This window comes from Thermococcus radiotolerans (assembly GCF_002214565.1).
GTDB lineage: Archaea > Methanobacteriota_B > Thermococci > Thermococcales > Thermococcaceae > Thermococcus > Thermococcus radiotolerans.
Genome location: NZ_CP015106.1, coordinates 1,192,528 through 1,209,465, shown reverse-complemented (window position 1 = coordinate 1,209,465; position 16,938 = coordinate 1,192,528). Strand labels below are relative to the sequence as shown.

At 56.7% G+C, this 16,938-nt stretch carries 22 protein-coding genes; 12 read left to right on the top strand and 10 right to left on the bottom strand.

Translation table 11 applies throughout. The annotated features are described in order from the left end of the window. Nucleotides 1-10: 10 nt before the first annotated feature. The 3 genes from A3L10_RS06745 to A3L10_RS06735 are packed head-to-tail and all read left to right on the top strand — an operon-like array spanning nt 11 to nt 1,601. Nucleotides 11-445 (top strand): PspC domain-containing protein, encoded by a 435-nt coding sequence (locus tag A3L10_RS06745; RefSeq protein ID WP_088866919.1) that lies wholly within the window; start codon nt 11-13, stop codon nt 443-445. 1 nt (nt 446) lies between these two features. Then, on the top strand, nt 447-674 hold the full coding sequence (locus A3L10_RS06740; protein ID WP_088866918.1) for a hypothetical protein: 228 nt from the start codon (nt 447-449) through the stop codon (nt 672-674). Further along, nucleotides 675-1,601, top strand: coding sequence for a triphosphoribosyl-dephospho-CoA synthase (locus tag A3L10_RS06735; RefSeq protein WP_088866917.1), 927 nt, complete (start codon nt 675-677; stop codon nt 1,599-1,601). Here A3L10_RS06735 and A3L10_RS06730 read toward each other — a convergent pair. From A3L10_RS06730 to A3L10_RS06715, 4 genes are all read right to left on the bottom strand, one after another. Continuing rightward, the gene (locus tag A3L10_RS06730) at nt 1,585-1,866 is read right to left on the bottom strand and encodes a family 4A encapsulin nanocompartment shell protein (protein ID WP_088866916.1); all 282 of its coding nucleotides are present in this window, start codon (nt 1,864-1,866) and stop codon (nt 1,585-1,587) included. The two genes, A3L10_RS06735 and A3L10_RS06730, sit on opposite strands and share 17 nt — an antisense overlap. A 48-nt stretch (nt 1,867-1,914) precedes the next feature. Continuing rightward, nucleotides 1,915-2,757 (bottom strand): hypothetical protein, encoded by an 843-nt coding sequence (locus A3L10_RS06725; protein ID WP_088866915.1) that lies wholly within the window; start codon nt 2,755-2,757, stop codon nt 1,915-1,917. A 127-nt stretch (nt 2,758-2,884) separates the two neighbouring features. After that, nucleotides 2,885-3,526, bottom strand: coding sequence for a neutral amino acid NAAT transporter SnatA (gene snatA, locus A3L10_RS06720; RefSeq protein ID WP_088181169.1), 642 nt, complete (start codon nt 3,524-3,526; stop codon nt 2,885-2,887). Nucleotides 3,527-3,565: 39 nt separating this feature from the next. Then, a complete protein-coding gene (locus A3L10_RS06715) occupies nt 3,566-3,973 on the bottom strand; it encodes an OsmC family protein (protein ID WP_088181170.1) in 408 nt (135 codons plus the stop codon). Between the two features lie 58 nt (nt 3,974-4,031). On the opposite strand from A3L10_RS06715, the gene A3L10_RS06710 reads away from it, so the two are divergent. Next, nucleotides 4,032-4,874 (top strand): SPL family radical SAM protein, encoded by an 843-nt coding sequence (locus A3L10_RS06710; protein WP_088866914.1) that lies wholly within the window; start codon nt 4,032-4,034, stop codon nt 4,872-4,874. Here A3L10_RS06710 and A3L10_RS06705 read toward each other — a convergent pair. Together A3L10_RS06705 and A3L10_RS06700 are read right to left on the bottom strand one after the other, a co-directional pair. Next, a complete protein-coding gene (locus A3L10_RS06705; protein WP_088866913.1) occupies nt 4,801-5,646 on the bottom strand; it encodes a gamma-glutamyl-gamma-aminobutyrate hydrolase family protein in 846 nt (281 codons plus the stop codon). The two genes, A3L10_RS06710 and A3L10_RS06705, sit on opposite strands and share 74 nt — an antisense overlap. A 67-nt stretch (nt 5,647-5,713) precedes the next feature. Further along, complete coding sequence (locus tag A3L10_RS06700; RefSeq protein ID WP_088867552.1) at nt 5,714-6,970, bottom strand: aminotransferase-like domain-containing protein; 1,257 nt, start codon at nt 6,968-6,970, stop codon at nt 5,714-5,716. A 238-nt stretch (nt 6,971-7,208) separates the two neighbouring features. Between A3L10_RS06700 and A3L10_RS06695 the strand changes: the two genes are divergently transcribed. Then, complete coding sequence (locus A3L10_RS06695; RefSeq protein ID WP_088866912.1) at nt 7,209-8,177, top strand: ribose 1,5-bisphosphate isomerase; 969 nt, start codon at nt 7,209-7,211, stop codon at nt 8,175-8,177. A gap of 52 nt (nt 8,178-8,229) precedes the next feature. On the opposite strand, the gene A3L10_RS06690 is transcribed toward A3L10_RS06695, so the two are convergent. After that, complete coding sequence (locus A3L10_RS06690; RefSeq protein WP_088866911.1) at nt 8,230-9,096, bottom strand: hypothetical protein; 867 nt, start codon at nt 9,094-9,096, stop codon at nt 8,230-8,232. A gap of 376 nt (nt 9,097-9,472) precedes the next feature. Between A3L10_RS06690 and A3L10_RS06685 the strand changes: the two genes are divergently transcribed. The 6 genes from A3L10_RS06685 to A3L10_RS06660 all read left to right on the top strand — a co-directional run bounded on the left by A3L10_RS06685 (nt 9,473) and on the right by A3L10_RS06660 (nt 15,109). Next, nucleotides 9,473-10,744: a C/D box methylation guide ribonucleoprotein complex aNOP56 subunit gene (locus A3L10_RS06685; protein WP_088866910.1), complete on the top strand. Its 1,272-nt coding sequence runs from the start codon at nt 9,473-9,475 to the stop codon at nt 10,742-10,744. Nucleotides 10,745-10,749: 5 nt separating this feature from the next. After that, entirely contained in the window at nt 10,750-11,430 is a 681-nt protein-coding gene (locus tag A3L10_RS06680) for a fibrillarin-like rRNA/tRNA 2'-O-methyltransferase (RefSeq protein WP_088866909.1), read from the top strand. 132 nt (nt 11,431-11,562) lie between these two features. Next, nucleotides 11,563-12,615 (top strand): hydroxymethylglutaryl-CoA synthase, encoded by a 1,053-nt coding sequence (locus A3L10_RS06675; RefSeq protein ID WP_088866908.1) that lies wholly within the window; start codon nt 11,563-11,565, stop codon nt 12,613-12,615. A gap of 10 nt (nt 12,616-12,625) precedes the next feature. Beyond that, nucleotides 12,626-13,786, top strand: coding sequence for a thiolase domain-containing protein (locus A3L10_RS06670; RefSeq protein ID WP_088866907.1), 1,161 nt, complete (start codon nt 12,626-12,628; stop codon nt 13,784-13,786). A 1-nt stretch (nt 13,787) separates the two neighbouring features. After that, on the top strand, nt 13,788-14,192 hold the full coding sequence (locus tag A3L10_RS06665) for a Zn-ribbon domain-containing OB-fold protein (RefSeq protein WP_088866906.1): 405 nt from the start codon (nt 13,788-13,790) through the stop codon (nt 14,190-14,192). 62 nt (nt 14,193-14,254) lie between these two features. Next, complete coding sequence (locus A3L10_RS06660; protein WP_088866905.1) at nt 14,255-15,109, top strand: DMT family transporter; 855 nt, start codon at nt 14,255-14,257, stop codon at nt 15,107-15,109. 1 nt (nt 15,110) lies between these two features. Here A3L10_RS06660 and A3L10_RS06655 read toward each other — a convergent pair whose 3' ends face one another. Together A3L10_RS06655 and A3L10_RS06650 are read right to left on the bottom strand one after the other, a co-directional pair. Beyond that, nucleotides 15,111-15,371, bottom strand: coding sequence for a hypothetical protein (locus tag A3L10_RS06655; protein ID WP_335755149.1), 261 nt, complete (start codon nt 15,369-15,371; stop codon nt 15,111-15,113). Nucleotides 15,372-15,403: 32 nt separating this feature from the next. Then, on the bottom strand, nt 15,404-15,913 hold the full coding sequence (locus tag A3L10_RS06650) for a GNAT family N-acetyltransferase (RefSeq protein WP_088866903.1): 510 nt from the start codon (nt 15,911-15,913) through the stop codon (nt 15,404-15,406). 70 nt (nt 15,914-15,983) lie between these two features. Between A3L10_RS06650 and A3L10_RS06645 the strand changes: the two genes are divergently transcribed. Beyond that, nucleotides 15,984-16,526: a multiprotein bridging factor aMBF1 gene (locus tag A3L10_RS06645; protein WP_088866902.1), complete on the top strand. Its 543-nt coding sequence runs from the start codon at nt 15,984-15,986 to the stop codon at nt 16,524-16,526. 1 nt (nt 16,527) lies between these two features. Here the strand turns inward: A3L10_RS06645 and A3L10_RS06640 are convergent, their stop codons facing one another. Beyond that, on the bottom strand, nt 16,528-16,938 hold the full coding sequence (locus tag A3L10_RS06640) for a DUF356 domain-containing protein (protein WP_088866901.1): 411 nt from the start codon (nt 16,936-16,938) through the stop codon (nt 16,528-16,530).

Sequence of the window (16,938 nt, the reverse complement as noted above, 5' to 3'; positions counted from 1 at the left end):
GGTGGAAACCATGGCGAGGAAGCTCACACGCTCGCGGAAGGACAGAATCCTCCTGGGGGTTCTTGGCGGCATAGCGGAGCATCTGGACGTTGACCCAACGCTGGTCAGGATCATCTTCGCGGTGCTCTTCGTCTCCAACCCTGTGGCTATGGGACTGCTCTACTTCATAGTGGCCCTGATAATACCCGAAGAGGGGGAGGAGGGGGAAGAAAAGCCCCTAGGGGATAAAATCACCGAGCTCGTGGACGAGACCGGGGAGAGGCTCGGGGAGGTTTTCTCGGGAAGCGAGAACTCCAAAGCCCTTGCGATAGTTCTCATAATCCTGGGTGCGATTCTACTGGCCGGCCCGTTCTTCCCGCTGGTGATGCCGGTTGTTGACCCCAAAACCGCCCTGGCGGTCGTCTTCCTCGTGATAGGCATAATACTGCTGGTGAAAGGTGATTGAGATGAGAACCCTCGGGATAATACTCGTTTTCATAGGCCTGCTCGTCCTCCTCAGGGAGTTCGACCCCGCGTTCCTCGGCTGGCTCCAGCCCTACGCGCCCTACATCAAGGAGGCGTTCGGAGGGGTTACCCTCATCGCGATAGGCCTGTACTTCCTGACCAAGAGAACGGCGAGGAAGCTCGTAATAGCTGCCTACCTGATTTATCTGCTCCTCTACCTGGTGGTCTGAATGGAGAGGTGGAGAATAGTCCGCGCCTTCACCCTCGGTCCGCTCCTCGAGGCCGCGGTTCCAAAACCGGGCAACGTGAGCAGGCTCAGGGATTTCGACGACCTCACCTTCTACCACTTTCTCTTCGCCGACACGGCCGTCACGGGAGTTTACTACGAGGCCGTGAAGACGGCGGAGCTTCTGCGGAAGGGCATCCTCGAGCCCCGGGAAGCGGGACTCGGGGAGCTGATAAAGCGGGCGGTTCAGGCATCGCGCGAGGCCCAGGACGCCAACCCCAACTTTGGCGTTGTGGCCCTCTCGCTTCCCCTTATAATGGGGATGACGATTGGGAGGAACATGCTCGATGCGAGGAAAAAGGCGAGGCTGCTGATAGAGGAATCGACGGTCAGGGACACGATGGAGCTCTACCGGGCGATAAGAATAGCCAATCCCAAGGGAATCCCCAGTGGCGTCAAGTACGACGTTTATTCCGACGATTCCTTCAGGGAACTTTTCCAGGATGGGATTAACCTCGCCAGGCTCGCCGAGATAAGCTGTGAACGAGAGCTGATATTCTGCGAGTGGCTCAAGGAATACGAGCTGAGCTACTCCACCTTCGGAAGGCTCTACGAGCTGATAAAGGAGCTCCCGCTGGAGGACGCCGTCGTGAGGGCCTTCGTTGAGCTGCTTGCAACAAACCTCGACACGCTGATAGTCAGAAAGGCAGGCCTGGAGGAGGCGAAGCTCGTTCGGGAGAATGCCGGGAAGGTTCTCGCCGGAGAGCTCGGCGTTGAGGAGTTCGATGCCTTCATGCGCGAGAGGGGCGACCTGAGAAACCCGGGCAGCCTGGCGGACGTCATGGCCGTCTCGCTCAGCCTGCTCGTTCTCAGGGGATTAAGGATAGAATTGAGAAACGGAAGGGTCTGGGGAGTCATAGGACGACCTTGAAGCGCTTCGCCCCGCCCAGACCGAGGCCCAGCGCCTTGCTGTCCACGACGACGGCGTCACCGTCGAGTTCGTCGAGGGTGCGTATCTTGAGCCCGGAGAGCTCGAAAACCTCTTCCTCGTCGCCGAACTCCTCGTTTATCTGCGCCCTTATGAACTCGTACGCCTCCTTTCCAAGGAGGACTATGTCGGGTTCGTAGCCGTCGAGCTTCAGCTCGTTGGCCTTCTCCTCCACGGTGCTCAGAACACGGATCAGGTCTCCACGCATCTTCAACACCATTAGAGAGTTGGTGGGGAAGTTTAAAAGGGTGATTGCTCAGGGGGCACTACTGAATGCCCCCGCGTAGGCTCTGACGGTTTTTTCATCGCCCATTATCATGAGGACTCTCATCAGATTCATGCCCTTGACTTCCACGAATTCCACGTAGAGGTACTCATCGTCCTTAACAAAGAGGGCCGAGTACATGGGTTTCAGTACTTCCGTTTCCAAGACCTTCACATCCTCATGCTTCATGAAGCCGGCTGACTCTAACCTCTTCACCGTGATCTTCAGAATTTCCTCCGGAGTGCAACTGCAGGTCCCGTTGACCCAGGCAGTCGCAGGTGGGCAGGCCCCGGCGGATGTTAGGTTGAGGGCCTTCCCGCAGAAGGGCATGTCGGTCTTCTTCCAGCTTCCTCCGCCTATGGGAACGACGAAGGTGGCAATCTTCACTTCTCCTGACGGAATCATTAGCTCCGTCCTGAGAGTGTATTCTTTGAGGCACTTCTCCCAGAGTGGATCCGTCGGATTCGGATTGTGATGGCAGAGGTGAACGCTGTGGGAGGCCTTGGCACCTTTCTCTATCTTGACCCTGACCTCTCCGCGCTGGATATGGCAGGGTGGAGTTATGCCGAGCTCTGTGGCCCATTCGTCTATTATGGAATACCCGCTTCCCCCACTAATCGGCCAGGCTCCGAAGCCTTCACTGAAGCTTACCTTGGAGCCGTTCTCGGGGTAGTACGCTACGTTTATGACGTGTGGCGACTGAACGAGGGGAAAATCCGAGGAGAAAATGCAGGTTTTTGGGCTCTCGTCCCCTCTCTTTAAAATAACCGCCCCAAAAAGCACGAGGAATATAACGGCCAGCGCGAGCACCAGACCGGTTGCTCCCTTCCCCATGGGTGACCCCCGAGTACAGATAACGAACAGTGCGTGTTTTTACTTTCCGAATCCGTTACATATAGAACGCTTATGATATTTAACTTTTTCGAGTTGTTAAAAATGGTGAAGAATGAGATTTAGGGGCCTAAATTCCAAACGCCCCCTTGATGCCGTTGATTATCATCTGCACCGCCATGGACGTCAGTATCAGCCCCATCATCCTCGTCATGACCTTTATTCCCACCCTGCCGAGCCTCCTCTGTATCCCGTTGGACGAGCAGAGGATGAGCCAGACGGTTACGGCTATCGCAGCTATGCTTGCTATGACCGCCCCTTTCTCAGGTATGGATGTGCTCTTAGCCATGTAGAGCATCACCGTCGTTATCGCGCCGGGGCCGGAAATCAACGGGATCGCTAGGGGAATCACAGCGACCTCCTCGAGGGTGACGACTTCCTCGCTGAACTCCTCGGTTTCTTCCCTGCTTATCTTGACCGAGGAAAGCTTCCCTGAGAGCATCTCCATAGCCATCTTGAAGAGCAGTATCCCACCGGCTATCGCGAAGGCGTCCGTGCTGGAGCCGAAGAACTTGAATATCCACTCCCCTATGAGGGCAAAGGTTACGAGTGTAACGACCACGGTTATCGCGGTCTTTCTGGCTATCTCCCGCCTTTCCCTCCTGGAAAGGTCGTGAGTGACTCCAAGGAACACCGGAACGGCTCCAACCGGGTTTGTTATCGCGAACAGCCCACCGTAGAGTATCACGAAGTGCTTGACCAGCTCTATCACGTCACCACCCGAAGGCGGGAAGAAGAGGAGGTTAAAAACCTAACCCCTGATTATCTCGAAGGAATACGTAACTTCAGCGCCGCTGAGCTTCACGTGGGCGGATGCCGAGCAGTACTTGTCCTGGCTCAGCTCTATCGCACGCCTGGCCTTTTCCTCCCTCACGTCCCCGTATATCCTGTAGTGGAGGTGCACCCTGTCGTATATCTTCGGGTGCTCATCGCGCCTCTCGCCTGAAATCTCGACCTCCAGTCCTTCAATGGGCTCGCGCATCTTCTGGAGGATCATAACCACGTCGTAGGCGGTGCAACCGGCAACGCTCAGAAGAAGGAGCTTCATGGGACTTATACCGCCGTCTCCGAGGATTATCGCGCACTGGTCGGTGTCCATCTTTCCCACGAACTGCATGTTCTCGACCCACTTAACCCGTCCTCTAACTTCATTTGTCATCTTTTTCACCCGTTGGTGTAGACGCAATCCCTTTTAAGGACTTTTCGTAGGCAGGAATATGTATATCCGGCCCTTCGACCCGTGGAAGGCTAAGCTCTGCACCTGTCCCTTCAAGTACACTCTCAACGTCTATACCGGTTGCGACCACGCGTGCGTTTACTGCTATATAACGAGCTACATCTCCAATGCCTTCCGCGTGCGGACTAAAGAGGGTCTCCTGCCGAAGCTGGAGCGCGAGCTGAGGCGTTTTGACCGGCGCCACATAATAGCGCTCTCCTACTCCTCCGACCCGTATCCAACGATTGAACGTGAGTTGGGCATAACCCGGAGCGTTCTCAAGCTCTTCAGGCGCTACGACGTCCGCTGCCTGCTCCTTACGAAGTCCGACATCTTTGAGCGCGACCTGGACGTTCTGAGCGATCTCAAGTGCGCCGTCGGGATAACCGTGACCACAGTGGATAAACGGAAGGCGAAGCTGCTGGAGCCGAACGCCCCTTCCCCAAGGGCGAGAATCCGGGCGCTTGAGAAGGCGAAGGATGCCGGTATTCCAGTTTACGCCCGCATCGACCCAATAATACCGTTCTACACCTGGGAGGACTTCGATGAAACCCTCGATGCCCTGAGCTTCGTGAGCCACATAACCGTCTCGACACTCAAACTGAGGCCCGATTCAAAGAGGAGGATGTTCGCCAAGTTTCCGGAGCTAATGGAAAAGCTGTGGCCCCTCTACGAGAAGGGGGAGAGGATTGGGGGATACCACTACCTGCCCCGCGAGCTGAGGTTTGAAATCCTAAGGGAGGCGGAGAGGAAGGTTTTGGGGAAAGGGATCACGTTTGGTTCGTGTCGGGAGGGCTATCGGTCGTTTCCGAGCTGTGATGGCTCTCATCTTGTTCCCTTGTGAGCTCCTCCCTGAGCTCGGCCTCTATCTCTATCTTCTCCATCTCAAGCTTGTCCCTGCGGTACTCGGCGGCGGCTTTGACGAAGGCCTCGAAGACCCTGTCCATCTCGGGCAGGTACTCCGGCTGCCACTGCAGGCCAATTATGAATCCCTCGGTTCCCTCGATGGCCTCTATCAGACCGTCCACGGCGTAGGCAACTGGCTTTATTCCCTCACCGACCCTCTTAACCGCCTGGTGGTGGAAGCTGTTGACCCTGAGGTAGACCTCGTTGGTTCCCTCTATGTCCAGTTCGTCCTTGAGTATCTCGTAGAGGGTGGAGCTGGTCTTTATCCTGACGCCGTGAACCCTCTGGGTCGGTCCAATCAGCTCGACGTCCCAGTCGTGCTTTATGGCCTTTGGGATGTCGTTCAGGTCCTGATAGAGCGTTCCCCCGAGGGCCACGTTTATCACGTGCATCCCGCGGGATATGCCGAGTATCGGAACGCCCATCTCCACGGCCCTCTTCACGAGCCGTATCTCAAACTCGTCCCTGTCAACATCAACGTATTTTATCGCGCCCGAGGGGTCCTCTCCGTAGAAGTGGGGATGGACGTCTGGCCCCTCGATGAGCAGCACACCGTCCACGTGCTCAAGAACCTCCTCGGGGGAGGAGTTTACGTTGAAAACCGCCGGAACGCCCCCGGCAGCGGTGACCTTCTCAACGTGCCTGCGGTCAAGAAAAAGCCTGTTTTTGGAGGGGTCAACCTGACCTATTATGCCTATCAATGGCCTCATAAGTACCACCACCTAGTGATGTGTTCACGTCAGAATAAAAAGCTTTGTGGGAAGAAAAGAAGGGACGTCAGCCCTTAAGGGCCTTCATCTCTTCCTCTATGACCTCGGCGAGCCTCTTAACGCCGTCGCGTATCTTCTCCTCGGGCACGTAGGTGAAGTTCAGACGCATGGCGTTCTTGACCTCGCGGTGGGCGAAGAATGCCTCGCCGGGCACGTAGGCAACGCCCCTGCTTATGGCCTTCTCGGCCATCACCTTGGTGTCAATGCCCTCTGGGAGGGTGACCCAGATGAACATTCCTCCATCGGGCTTGGTCCACTTGACGCCCTCGGGCATGTACTCCTCCAGGGCCTCCAGCATGGCGTCCCTGCGCGGCTTGTAGAACTCTATTATCTTCGGTATGTGCTCGTCGAGGTGGCCGTCCGCCACGTACTTCCAGGCTATGACCTGGCTGAGGGTGTTGGCGCAGAGGTCAACGGCCTGCTTGGCTATCTCTATCTTCCTGATGAAGTGCGGGTGAGCTGCTATCCAACCGAGCCTCATTCCCGGGGAGAGTATCTTCGAGAAGGTTCCGAGGTACATGACGCGGCCCTCGTCGTCGAAGTGCTTTATGGGCGGTATGGGCTCGCCCGAATACCTGAGCTCGCTGTACGGGCTGTCCTCGACGATGAGGAAGTCGTATTCCCTGGCGAGTTCTATGAGCCTCTTCCTCCTGTCCAGGCTCATCGTGACGCCCATCGGGTTCTGGAAGGTTGAAACGGTGTAGACGAACTTGACCTTCTTGCCCTCAGCGTTGAGCTTCCTGAGCTTCTCCTCGAGGAGGTCAACCATCATACCGTTGTCGTCCATGGGGATGCTGAGGAACTCGGGGTCGTAGTACTTGAACGCGTTGAGTGCCGCGAGATATGTCGGCCCCTCGACCACGACTATATCGCCGGGGTTTATGAAGACCCTTCCTATGAGGTCGAGCGCCTGCTGCGAACCGGCGACCATCATTATCTCGACCTTGCTAGTCGGGATGCCGTAGCGCTTCTCCATCCAGTCCGCCAGAGCGAGGCGGAGCGGCGTGAAGCCCTTGGTGGTTCCGTACTGCAGGGCCTTGTCGGCGTGGTGGGTGAGAATCTCGGCGGCTATCTCCTTTATGGTCTCAACCGGGAAGGTTTCGGGAGCGGGAAGGCCGCCGGCAAGGGAGATGACGTCTCCAGCTTCAACGAGCTTGAGGAGCTCCCTAATCTCCGAGGCCTTCATACCCTGAGCCTTGTCCGAGAAGTACGTCTCAAAATCCAGTGACCCTGAACTCAGCTTGCGCATAAGTTTTTCCTCCACTTCCGTTCCCCCCATCAGATGCACACTTTTGAGCACGTCATCAAATCTATACACTTAAGGGGTAGCGGCGATTGGTTATAAATCTTTCTGCAATGGTCGTTAGTGCCGTTTACATTTGTAAACTGCTCGGTGAAGGTATTTTTAAGAACATCAACGAACTGAAAGGAACACGGGTGAACACAAAACCCCTATAAACCCTCCCGCCATAACCTGGGTTTACCTGAGAGGGGTGATGGAGATGACGGTAGTGAAGGAAGTGCTTGAGATTGCCGACGAAATCAGGAACATGGAGATTAGGGGGGCTGGCAAGATAGCCCGCTTCGCGGCCTATGCGCTCCAGCTTCAGGCCGAGAAGAGCAAAGCGACGAACGTTGACGATTTCTGGAACGAGATGAAGAAGGCGGCCAAGATACTGTACGAGACAAGGCCCACAGCGGTTTCCCTCCCCAACGCGCTCCGTTACGTTATGCACCGCGGGAAGGTTGCCTACGCGGGCGGCGCCGACCTCGACCAGCTCAAGTTCGTCGTCATCAACGCCGCCAAGGAGTTCATCCACAACTCCGAGAAGGCCATCGAGAGGATAGGTGAGATGGGGGCAAAGCGCATAGAGGATGGAGACGTCATAATGACCCACTGCCACAGCAAAGCTGCCATAAGCGTCATGAAGACAGCCTTCGAGCAGGGCAAGGACATAAAGGTCATCGTCACCGAGACGAGGCCCAAGTGGCAGGGCAAGCTCACCGCGAAGGAGCTCGCCAGCTACGGCATCCCGGTCATCTATGTCGTTGACAGCGCCGCTAGGCACTACATGAAGATGACGGACAAGGTGGTCATGGGTGCGGACAGCATAACCGTGAACGGCGCGGTCATAAACAAGATTGGAACGGCTCTGATAGCCCTCACCGCCAAGGAACACCGGATATGGACGATGATCGCCGCGGAAACCTACAAGTTCCACCCGGAGACGATGCTCGGCCAGCTGGTCGAGATAGAGATGCGCGACCCGACGGAGGTCATTCCCGAGGAGGAGCTCAAGACTTGGCCTAAGAACATAGAGGTCTGGAACCCGGCCTTTGATGTAACTCCCCCGGAGTACGTGGACGTCATCATAACCGAGCGCGGAATAATCCCCCCGAGTGCCGCCATAGACATCCTCAAGGAGGAGTTCGGCTGGGCCCTCAAGTACACCGAGCCCTGGGAGGACTGAGGCTCTTCTTCTCTTTATTCCCCGCCCTGTCGATTGTGAAAAGTGAAAGGCTTTAGCCTTCGACGCTTCCCGCGGTGAAGGCTTCCGCGTAGGCCTTCACGACTTCCTCATCGCCCATTATCATGAGGACTCTGACGAGATCCATGTCCTTAACTTTGGCGAATTCCACGTAGAGGTAATCATCGCCTCTGCGGTATAGTTTGGCACTCAACGGCCTGAAATATTCATTCTCCGCGGGTTTTTTCTCTAAGGTAACTTCCTCGAATCCCTTCGCTTTTATGGCCTCGTCGAGTTGGGCAATTACAGCTTCAACGGGGCAGGTGCAGGCCCCGGTGAGCTGTGTTCTTCTCCTCTCTGAGATGCCGCCGCTCCTCAGGAAGTCCGTCCCGTTCGAGTTCGCGAGGTTCTCTGTTACTTCCCAGGTGGCGTTCTTCACTGGTATCACATAGTGGGCGAAGTAAACGTCCCCCGCAGGCAGTTCGATGTCCTGCCTTTTTATCGCCCCCCTGTTTCCGGCAACCACTGGGTAGTACATTCCCCTTCCGGTATCTTTGTTCTCGAAGAAGACGGCACTGCCGGCCAGGGTGCACTTGGGCGCTATTCCCATCTCGGTCGGCCAGTCCTCTGCGTGCAGGAAACCGCTACTCGTTCCTTCACTCAGCGATACCCTGGGAACGAACTCTAGGAAATCAGTGAACTCCACCATGCGGTTGTCTACAAGCTCTCTGACGCTCCAGCCGGTCCAGGCGTTTGCGGGGGTGAATTGGGGCTCCGTCTCAAGCGTGCAGGTTATGGTGGAGTAGTCTATTCCCTCACTGGAGTCTTGGCTTGGTAATTGGCTTCCGGATATGTAGTAACCCAATGTGAGAACTACAGCAATGGAAAAGACAAGGATAGCAATCTTTACGTTCTTATCCATTTTGGAGCCACCTCCAGATATCCGAGGGAGCTGATATTTTGGAATGTCTCCCAGTAACACCAATGAGGGTTTTCAAGTTCGTTATATGTATTCCAATGGAGTTTGTGTTACACAATAGAGCATTCTGCTATTTAATTCTTTCTATCATCCGAAGTGAAAACTTAGCTAAAACCCCGCTGTATTGGTATAAATTCCAAGCCGTTGCTCATAACATAAACCTGTGGAATGCGGATCGATGATACTTAAACCCAAACCGGCCTGACCTTTCGACTGCCGGCGTGCCTCTGTTGGTGCCAGTGCTGAACGAATACACGCAAGGGTTTAAAACGCCTAACCCTTTTATACTTCAGAAACAAAAACTGAGAGGGTGATGATGATGAAAGCTTACGTGGCTGAGAACGTCAGGGGCATCTACGCCTTTGACGAGAGCGGTAATCTCATTGATCAGAGGGTCTTCTCCGGAAGGCCGGAGGTGAGCCTCGACAGGCTTCTGAAGGGCGAGCCAAGCGACGAGCTGATTTCTTTCCTCGACGAGCTTAAGGAGAGGGGCTACGACGAGTTCATCCTCGAGGACTCGGAGCTGAGCAGGAACCTGAAGGAGCTCGGCTACAACGCTACCGCTGAGTTTCCGAACATCGCAGGAGAAAAGCTCCGCTCAAGCCCTGAGGAGTTCCTCGGCGAGAACTGGTTCGACGAGTACTTCAGCGTCGGCGTTGCCCTGACGAGGCTCCGCATACAGGAGCAGAGCGGGGCAAGGGACAAGATGATAATCCAGGCCATCGAGTCCCTCGACGACATCGACAAGGTCATCAACCTGCTCGTTTCTCGCTTGAGGGAGTGGTACAGCCTTCACTTCCCTGAGCTCGACGAGATACTGCCCAAGCACGGGCAGTACGTTGCCTTCGTCAAGACCGTCGGCCCGAGGGAGAACGTGAGCGAGGAGAAGCTCAAGAGCCTCGGCCTCCCCGAGGGCAAGGTGGAGAAGATTCTGAAGGCGGCCGAAACCTCGATGGGCGCTCCCCTTGGCAAGTTCGACGCTGACATCATAATGAAGCTCGCGAGCGAGATAAGCGACCTCTACAAGCTGAGGGAGGAGATAGAGGACTATCTCGAGATGGCAATGGACGAGGTCGCGCCGAACCTGAAGGCTCTGGTCGGTGCCAAGCTCGGTGCCAGGCTGCTCAGCCTCGCCGGCGGGCTCAAAGAGCTCGCCATGATGCCGGCATCGACCATACAGGTTCTCGGTGCCGAGAAGGCGCTCTTCAGGCACCTGAGGAGTGGTGCCAAGCCACCTAAGCACGGCGTCATCTTCCAGTATCCTGCCATAAACCGCTCGCCGTGGTGGCAGAGGGGTAAGATAGCGAGGGCATTAGCTGGAAAGCTCGCCATAGCTGCCAGGGTTGACTACTTCTCCGGTGAATACATAGCCGAGGAGCTGAAGCAGGAGATAGAGCAGCGCATCCAGGAGATAAAGCAGAAGTATCCGAACCCGCCCAAGAGGAAGGCCAAGCCTGAAAAGAAGAAAAAGAAGAAGTTCAAGGGGAAAGAAAAGCGGGGCAAGGGCTTCGGTGGAAAGAAGAAGGAAAAGGCAGGAAAGGGTAAGAAGGGCGAGAAAGGCGGAAAGAAAAAGAAGAAGGGCAAGAGGTGAGGTAGATGAGGATTAAGAAGGGCAGGTTCCCCGGCGTTTACGTCTTCGTTGATGAGGACGGTAGCGAGAAGATAGCCACCAAGAACCTCGTTCCGGGCCAGAAGGTCTACGGCGAGAGGCTGATTAAGTTCGAGGGCGAGGAGTATCGGGTCTGGAATCCGAGGCGCTCAAAGCTCGCCGCTGCCATACTCAACGGCCTGGAGAACTTCCCGATAAAGCCGGGCTCGAAGGTTCTCTACCTTGGAGTCGCGAGCGGAACGACCGCTTCCCACGTCAGCGACATCGTCGGCTGGGAGGGGAAGGTCTTTGGCGTGGAATTCTCACCTAGGGTCCTGAGGGAGCTCGTCCCGCTGGTTGATGAGCGCAGGAACATCGTGCCGATACTCGGCGATGCGACAAAGCCTGAGGGTTACCGTGCGCTCGTGCCTAAGGTCGACGTCATCTTTGAGGACGTCGCCCAGCCGACGCAGGCGAAGATACTCATAGACAACGCCAAGATCTACCTCAAGAGCGGCGGCTACGGCATGATAAGCGTCAAGAGCAGGAGCATCGACGTGACCAAGGAGCCGGGGCAGGTCTTCAAGGAGGTCGAGAAGGAGCTCGCGAGCTACTTCGAGGTCGTTGAGAGGCTTTCGCTCGAACCCTACGAGAAGGACCACGCGCTGTTCGTTGTGAGGAAGCCATAAAGACGTTCCTTCGTTTTCCGTCCTTTTTTATCGCCAATCGTCGAAAAAGCCTTTCACTTTCACCGAAAGACTTTTATAACTCGCTCATGAACCTTAGCCGAAGTTACGTTCAGCTTTTGTAGGTGATGCCCCATGAAAAAGCTCCTGAAGCCAAGGCGCGAAGTCGGCATCGTCGGCTACGGTGTCTACGTCCCAATGTATAGAATCAAAGCCGAAGAGATAGGAAGGGTCTGGGGAGTTTCCAGCTTCCCGATACAGGAGAAGGCCGTCCCCGGTCTCGACGAGGACGCGCTCACGATAGGAATTGAGGCCGCGAGAAACGCACTCAGGAGGGCTCGCATAAACCCGGCGCTCATCAGGGCCGTGTGGTTTGGAAGCGAGAGCAAGCCCTACGCCGTCAAGCCCACCGGCACGGTCATAGCCGAGGCCATCGGCGCCACACCCGATGTAAGCACGGCCGACTTCGAGTTCGCCTGTAAGGCCGGAACCGAGGCACTACAGACTGCCATAGGTTTCGTCGGCTCCGAGATGGCCGACTACGCCATGGCCATCGGTGCCGACACCGCACAGGGAAGGCCCGGCGACCACCTCGAGTTCACCGCTGGAGCGGGTGGAGCGGCCTTCATAGTCGGTGAGAAGAGCAGCGAGACCGTCGCCTACTTCGAGGGCAGCTACTCCTACGTTACAGACACGCCGGACTTCTGGAGGCGCCAGCACGAGCACTACCCAAGGCACGGCAACAGGTTCACCGGTGAGCCTGCCTACTTCCACCACATAGTCAACGCGGCTAAGATTCTCATGGAGGAATTAGACCTCACTGTGGATGAGTTTGATTATGCAGTCTTCCACCAGCCGAACGTCAAGTTCCCGCTTACCATCGGTAAGATACTTGGAATTCCAAAGGAGAAGATACTCCCCGGACTTCTCTCGGGCATCATTGGAAACACCTACAGCGGTGCAACGATGGTCGGTGTTTCAGCGGTTCTCGACATAGCCAAGCCCGGCGACAGGATTCTGTGGGTCAGCTTTGGCTCCGGCGCGGGAAGCGACGCCTTCAGCATAGTCGTTCAGGACGCCATCGAGGAGAAGCGTGAGCTGGCTCCGAAGACCATGGACTACGTGAACAGGAAGAAGTACATAGACTACGCCCTCTACGCGAAGGCGAGGAGGAAGTACATCCTGTGAGGTGGTTGAGATGAGGAAGGCAGTCATAATCGGTGCCGGTATGACCCCGGTTGGGGAGCACTGGAAGCTCGGATTGAGGGACCTCGCAGTCGAGGCGCTCCTCAACGCGATGGACGACGCTGGGATAGACAGGGTCGATTCTCTATACGTTGGAAACATGATCTCAGGATCCTTCGTTGAGCAGGAGAACCTCGGCGCGCTCATAGCCGACTGGGCCGGACTTGGAAACATCCCTGCCGTTAAAATCGAGGCCGCCTGTGCCAGCGGCGGTGCCGCGGTTCAGGAGGGCGTTAAGGCCGTCCTCAGCGGGCTGGAAGACGTGGTCGCTGTCGTCGGCGTCGAGAAGATGACCGACGCCTGGCCGAGCGACGCCACCAGATACCTTGCCTACGCTGCCGATGCCGAGTGGGAGCTGTTCCACGGGGCAAGTTTCGTAGCCCTAAACGCGCTCGTGATGCGCTATTACATGAAGACCTATGGCTACACCGAGGAGGATCTGGCACTCTTCGCAGTTAACGCGCACGCCAACGGCGCCAAGAACCCCTACGCCATGTTCAAGCGCCCGATTAAGGTTGAGACCGTTCTCAAGAGCCCCTACGTTGCCGACCCGCTCAAGCTCTTCGACGCCTCGCCGGTCTGTGACGGTGCGGCATCGGTGATAATCACAACGCCCGAGAAGGCGAAGGAGCTAGGCGTTCCGAAGGAGAAGTGGGTCGAGGTTGCAGGAATGGGGCGCGCCATAGACACAATAAACCTCGCCAACAGGGAGGACCTCCTCGTTCTGAAGGCCGCCAAAGTCGCCGCCGAAAGGGCCTACAAGATGGCCGGCGTTGAGGCCAAGGACATCGACTTCTTCGAGGTTCACGATGCCTTCACCGTCATGGCGGCACTCAGCCTCGAGGCCCTCGGCGTTGCCAAGAAGGGAGAGGGAGCGAAGCTGGCCAAGGAGGGGCAGATAGCGATTGACGCGGACTACCCGATACAGACCATGGGAGGTCTCAAGGCTCGCGGTCACCCGGTCGGGGCCACAGGAGTTTACCAGACGGTTGAGGCCGTCCTCCAGCTCCGCGGTGAGGCGCCGAGCCAGGTGCCTGACGCGGAAATCGGCCTGACCCAGAACATAGGTGGAACCGGTTCGAACATAACCGTTAACGTCTTTAGGAGGGTCTGAAATGGCGCGCCCGATGCAGGTTTCCCGCTACTGGAGGCACTTCCGTGAGAAGTACATGCTCATAGGCGGAAAGTGCGAGAACGGCCACGTGCACTTCCCGAAGAGGTCCGTCTGCCCGGTCTGCGGCTCGAGGAAGATCGAGGAAATCGAGCTGAGCGGCAAGGGCAAGGTCCTCAGCTGGACCATCGTCAGGAACCCGCCCAGCGGCTTCGAGTACTACAAGCCCTTCCCGCTGGCGCTCGTGGAGCTCGAAGAGGGGCCCGTCGTCCTCGCCCAGCTGACGGACGTCGACCCGGAGGAGATAGACTTCGGCATGGAGGTCGAGGTCGTCACCAAGAAGATAAGGGAGTTCGAGGAGGACGGAATAATCCTCTACGGCTACAAGTTCAGGCCTCCGCTGAAGTGAGGTCTTTTTTCTGTTCTTTTTCAATCGTTACCCTTATTAGCCCCGGCGCCCCATCCCCCACCATGAGCATCATCCTTGGCGTGATCTTTGCACTCTCCGCGGCCCTTCTGTGGGCGGTTGGCTCGCTGCTCGCCAGGGTCTCCATGCGGGGCATCAGTTCACTCTCGCTCAACGTTCTGAGGCTCTTCATGGGCGCCCTTCTGTACCTCGTGGTTCTGGCCATCTACGGCATTCCTCCCCTCGGAACCCGGGGCTTTTTGATCCTCATCTCCTCGGCCCTGATCGGCTTCACACTAGGGGACTGGCTCTTTTTTGAGTCCATCAAAATACTCGGCGTCTCCAGGGCGGCCCTCCTCGTGACGCCCTATCCAATACTCACGATGCTTCTGGCTCACATCTTCCTCGGAAGACCTCTGACCATCCAGATCGGTGTGGGGGCTTTCCTGATAATCCTTGCGGTAACGATACTCATGGGCGAATCGAGGGAGGGGAGGCTTGACCCCAGGGGAGTCCTCTTCAGCGCCGGCGCGCAGGTTCTCTGGGCCGCCGCGGTCGTCATGACCGACTGGCTCGTCACGGGCAACAACCCCCTCGTCATAGCCGGCCTCAGGATAAGCTTCGGCGCCCTCGGTGCCCTTATCTTCGTGCCGAAGATACTGCCGGACGTCAGGAGAATGGCGGTCATGAACTGGGCGACGGTCTTCCTCGTTGCGTTCCTGGGAACCTTCCTTGGTCACTGCTTCTTCACGACGGCAATAAAAGAGGCTGGTTCGAGCATTGCCACTCCTGCGGCGGAGTCCAGCCCGATTCTGGCTGCCCTCCTGGCCGTGCTTTTCCTGAAGGAGCCCTTCACCAGGAGACTTCTCTACGCCATAATCCTCACGGGCGTCGGGATAATCCTCATCTCAACGGGCTGACTCATGCTCTCTCGATCCTCATCCTGTCCCCGTTCTCGAACTCCATCTCCAGCCTTCCGCGTTTGGCCCTGACTTTCACCCCGTCAACGACGGCGTCTATCCTTCCGTCCCTAACCTCGACGCCCAGCATCTCGGCCATCTCGTCAACGCTCTTCAGGGAGCCGTTAATGGTAGTTTCGATCCTCTCCCCCTCGCTCTCTATAACAACCTTCAGCTTGCCCTTACCTTCGCGTATGAAGCTCTCTTCCTTCAAATCTTTCACCCTCTCAGGCTGGGGTGGTTTTATGCACGGCATCAACCATCCCTCAGCGGTTTTCTATTATCATCCTTTTGCAGGTCTTTCACCATGCGCACCCATATCCCGCTCTGGCCGACGCGCCTGAAGCCGTAGTCCTCGTAGAACTTGATGGCCTTCTCGTTCCTCTCGCCCACCCAGAGCTCTATCCTATCGTTGTGCTTCCCCAGGTACTCCAGGCACTTCTCCATAAGCAAGTGCCCTATGCCGTGTCCCTGGAAGCGCCTGTCCACCACGAACTCGTGAATCGCCCCGACCGTTCTCCCCTCGTACTTGCTGTACCAGTCGTTGTCGCAGACTATGAAGCCCGCTATCTCGTCGCCGACCTTTGCGATGAAGAAGCCGTCCTTCGCCTTGTCCCAGCACCACCGAAGGTAGCGCTTCGCGTAGCTCTCCCCTTCCCCGCCGTACTCGCGCATTCCCTCGTAGCCTCGCATGTAGATTTCAATGAGCCTCTCCAACGTTTCTTGGTCGAGCCGTTGGAGCCTCTCTATCCTTACCCCGCTCATCAATATAAGCTCATCGTGGGGTTTAAAAAGCCTGACTCCGAGCCTTAAGTGTGGCAAGAAGGTGGTTGAGATGGGGAAAGCCAAGCCTAGATACTGCGAGATATGCGGTGCTCCAATAAGGGGACCCGGCCACAAGATAAGGCTTGAGGGGGCGGAGGTTCTCGTTTGCAACCGCTGTTACGAGAAGTACGGTGGAAAGAAGCCCGGAACGTTCAGCATCATGCCGACCGGCAGGCAGCCGGCGAGGAGAACCTATTCACGGCCGGCCAGGCCGAGGCCATCATCCAAGCCCAGGACCGAGAGGCCGCTCTACACCGAGGAGATAGTTGAGGATTACGCCGAGAGGGTTTACAGGGCTATACAGCGCTCGGGGAAGAGCTACGAGGAGCTTTCCCATGAGATAGGCCTTTCGATGAACGACCTGAGGGCCATAGCCCATGGCTACCGCGAGCCGACGATAAAGGAAGCAAGAAAGCTGGAGAAGTACTTCAAGATAACCCTCATCGAGCGTGCCGAGACCGAGATCGAGAAGAAGGCCTCGATTCCCAAGGACTACGAGCCAACGCTCGGTGACATAGCCAACATCAAGATCAAGAAGCGGAAGAAGAAGTGAGTCAGAGCTCTTCCAGTTCTTCCTCTTCTCTCTTCTTCCTGAGTTCCTCCGCCTTGGTTCTCTTCGGCGGGTGGAATCCCTTGAGCTTCTCAAAGGTGCCCCAGAGGCGAATCAGCTCCTCCCAGACCTCGCTGTCGGGGGGTATCACGAGTATATGCGCCGGGGGGTGGATGTCCATGAGCCTTCCTATCGCCTTCGCCGGCGGAAGGTTTATCTGGGCAATCACGTGCGCCCTGAAGCGCCTCCTCGGCTTCTCGCCGCTTATCTTCTCGAAGGCCCAGTCGGACAGGGCGGGGGGGATGATCCTTGGGTCGCCGCGTATCTCCATGCCGCCGTAGCGCACCAGGTCGGCAAGGGCTATGCTGGCCTTCTGGAAGTTGTCGGTCCTTACTAAAACCATCGTGTTTCTCAT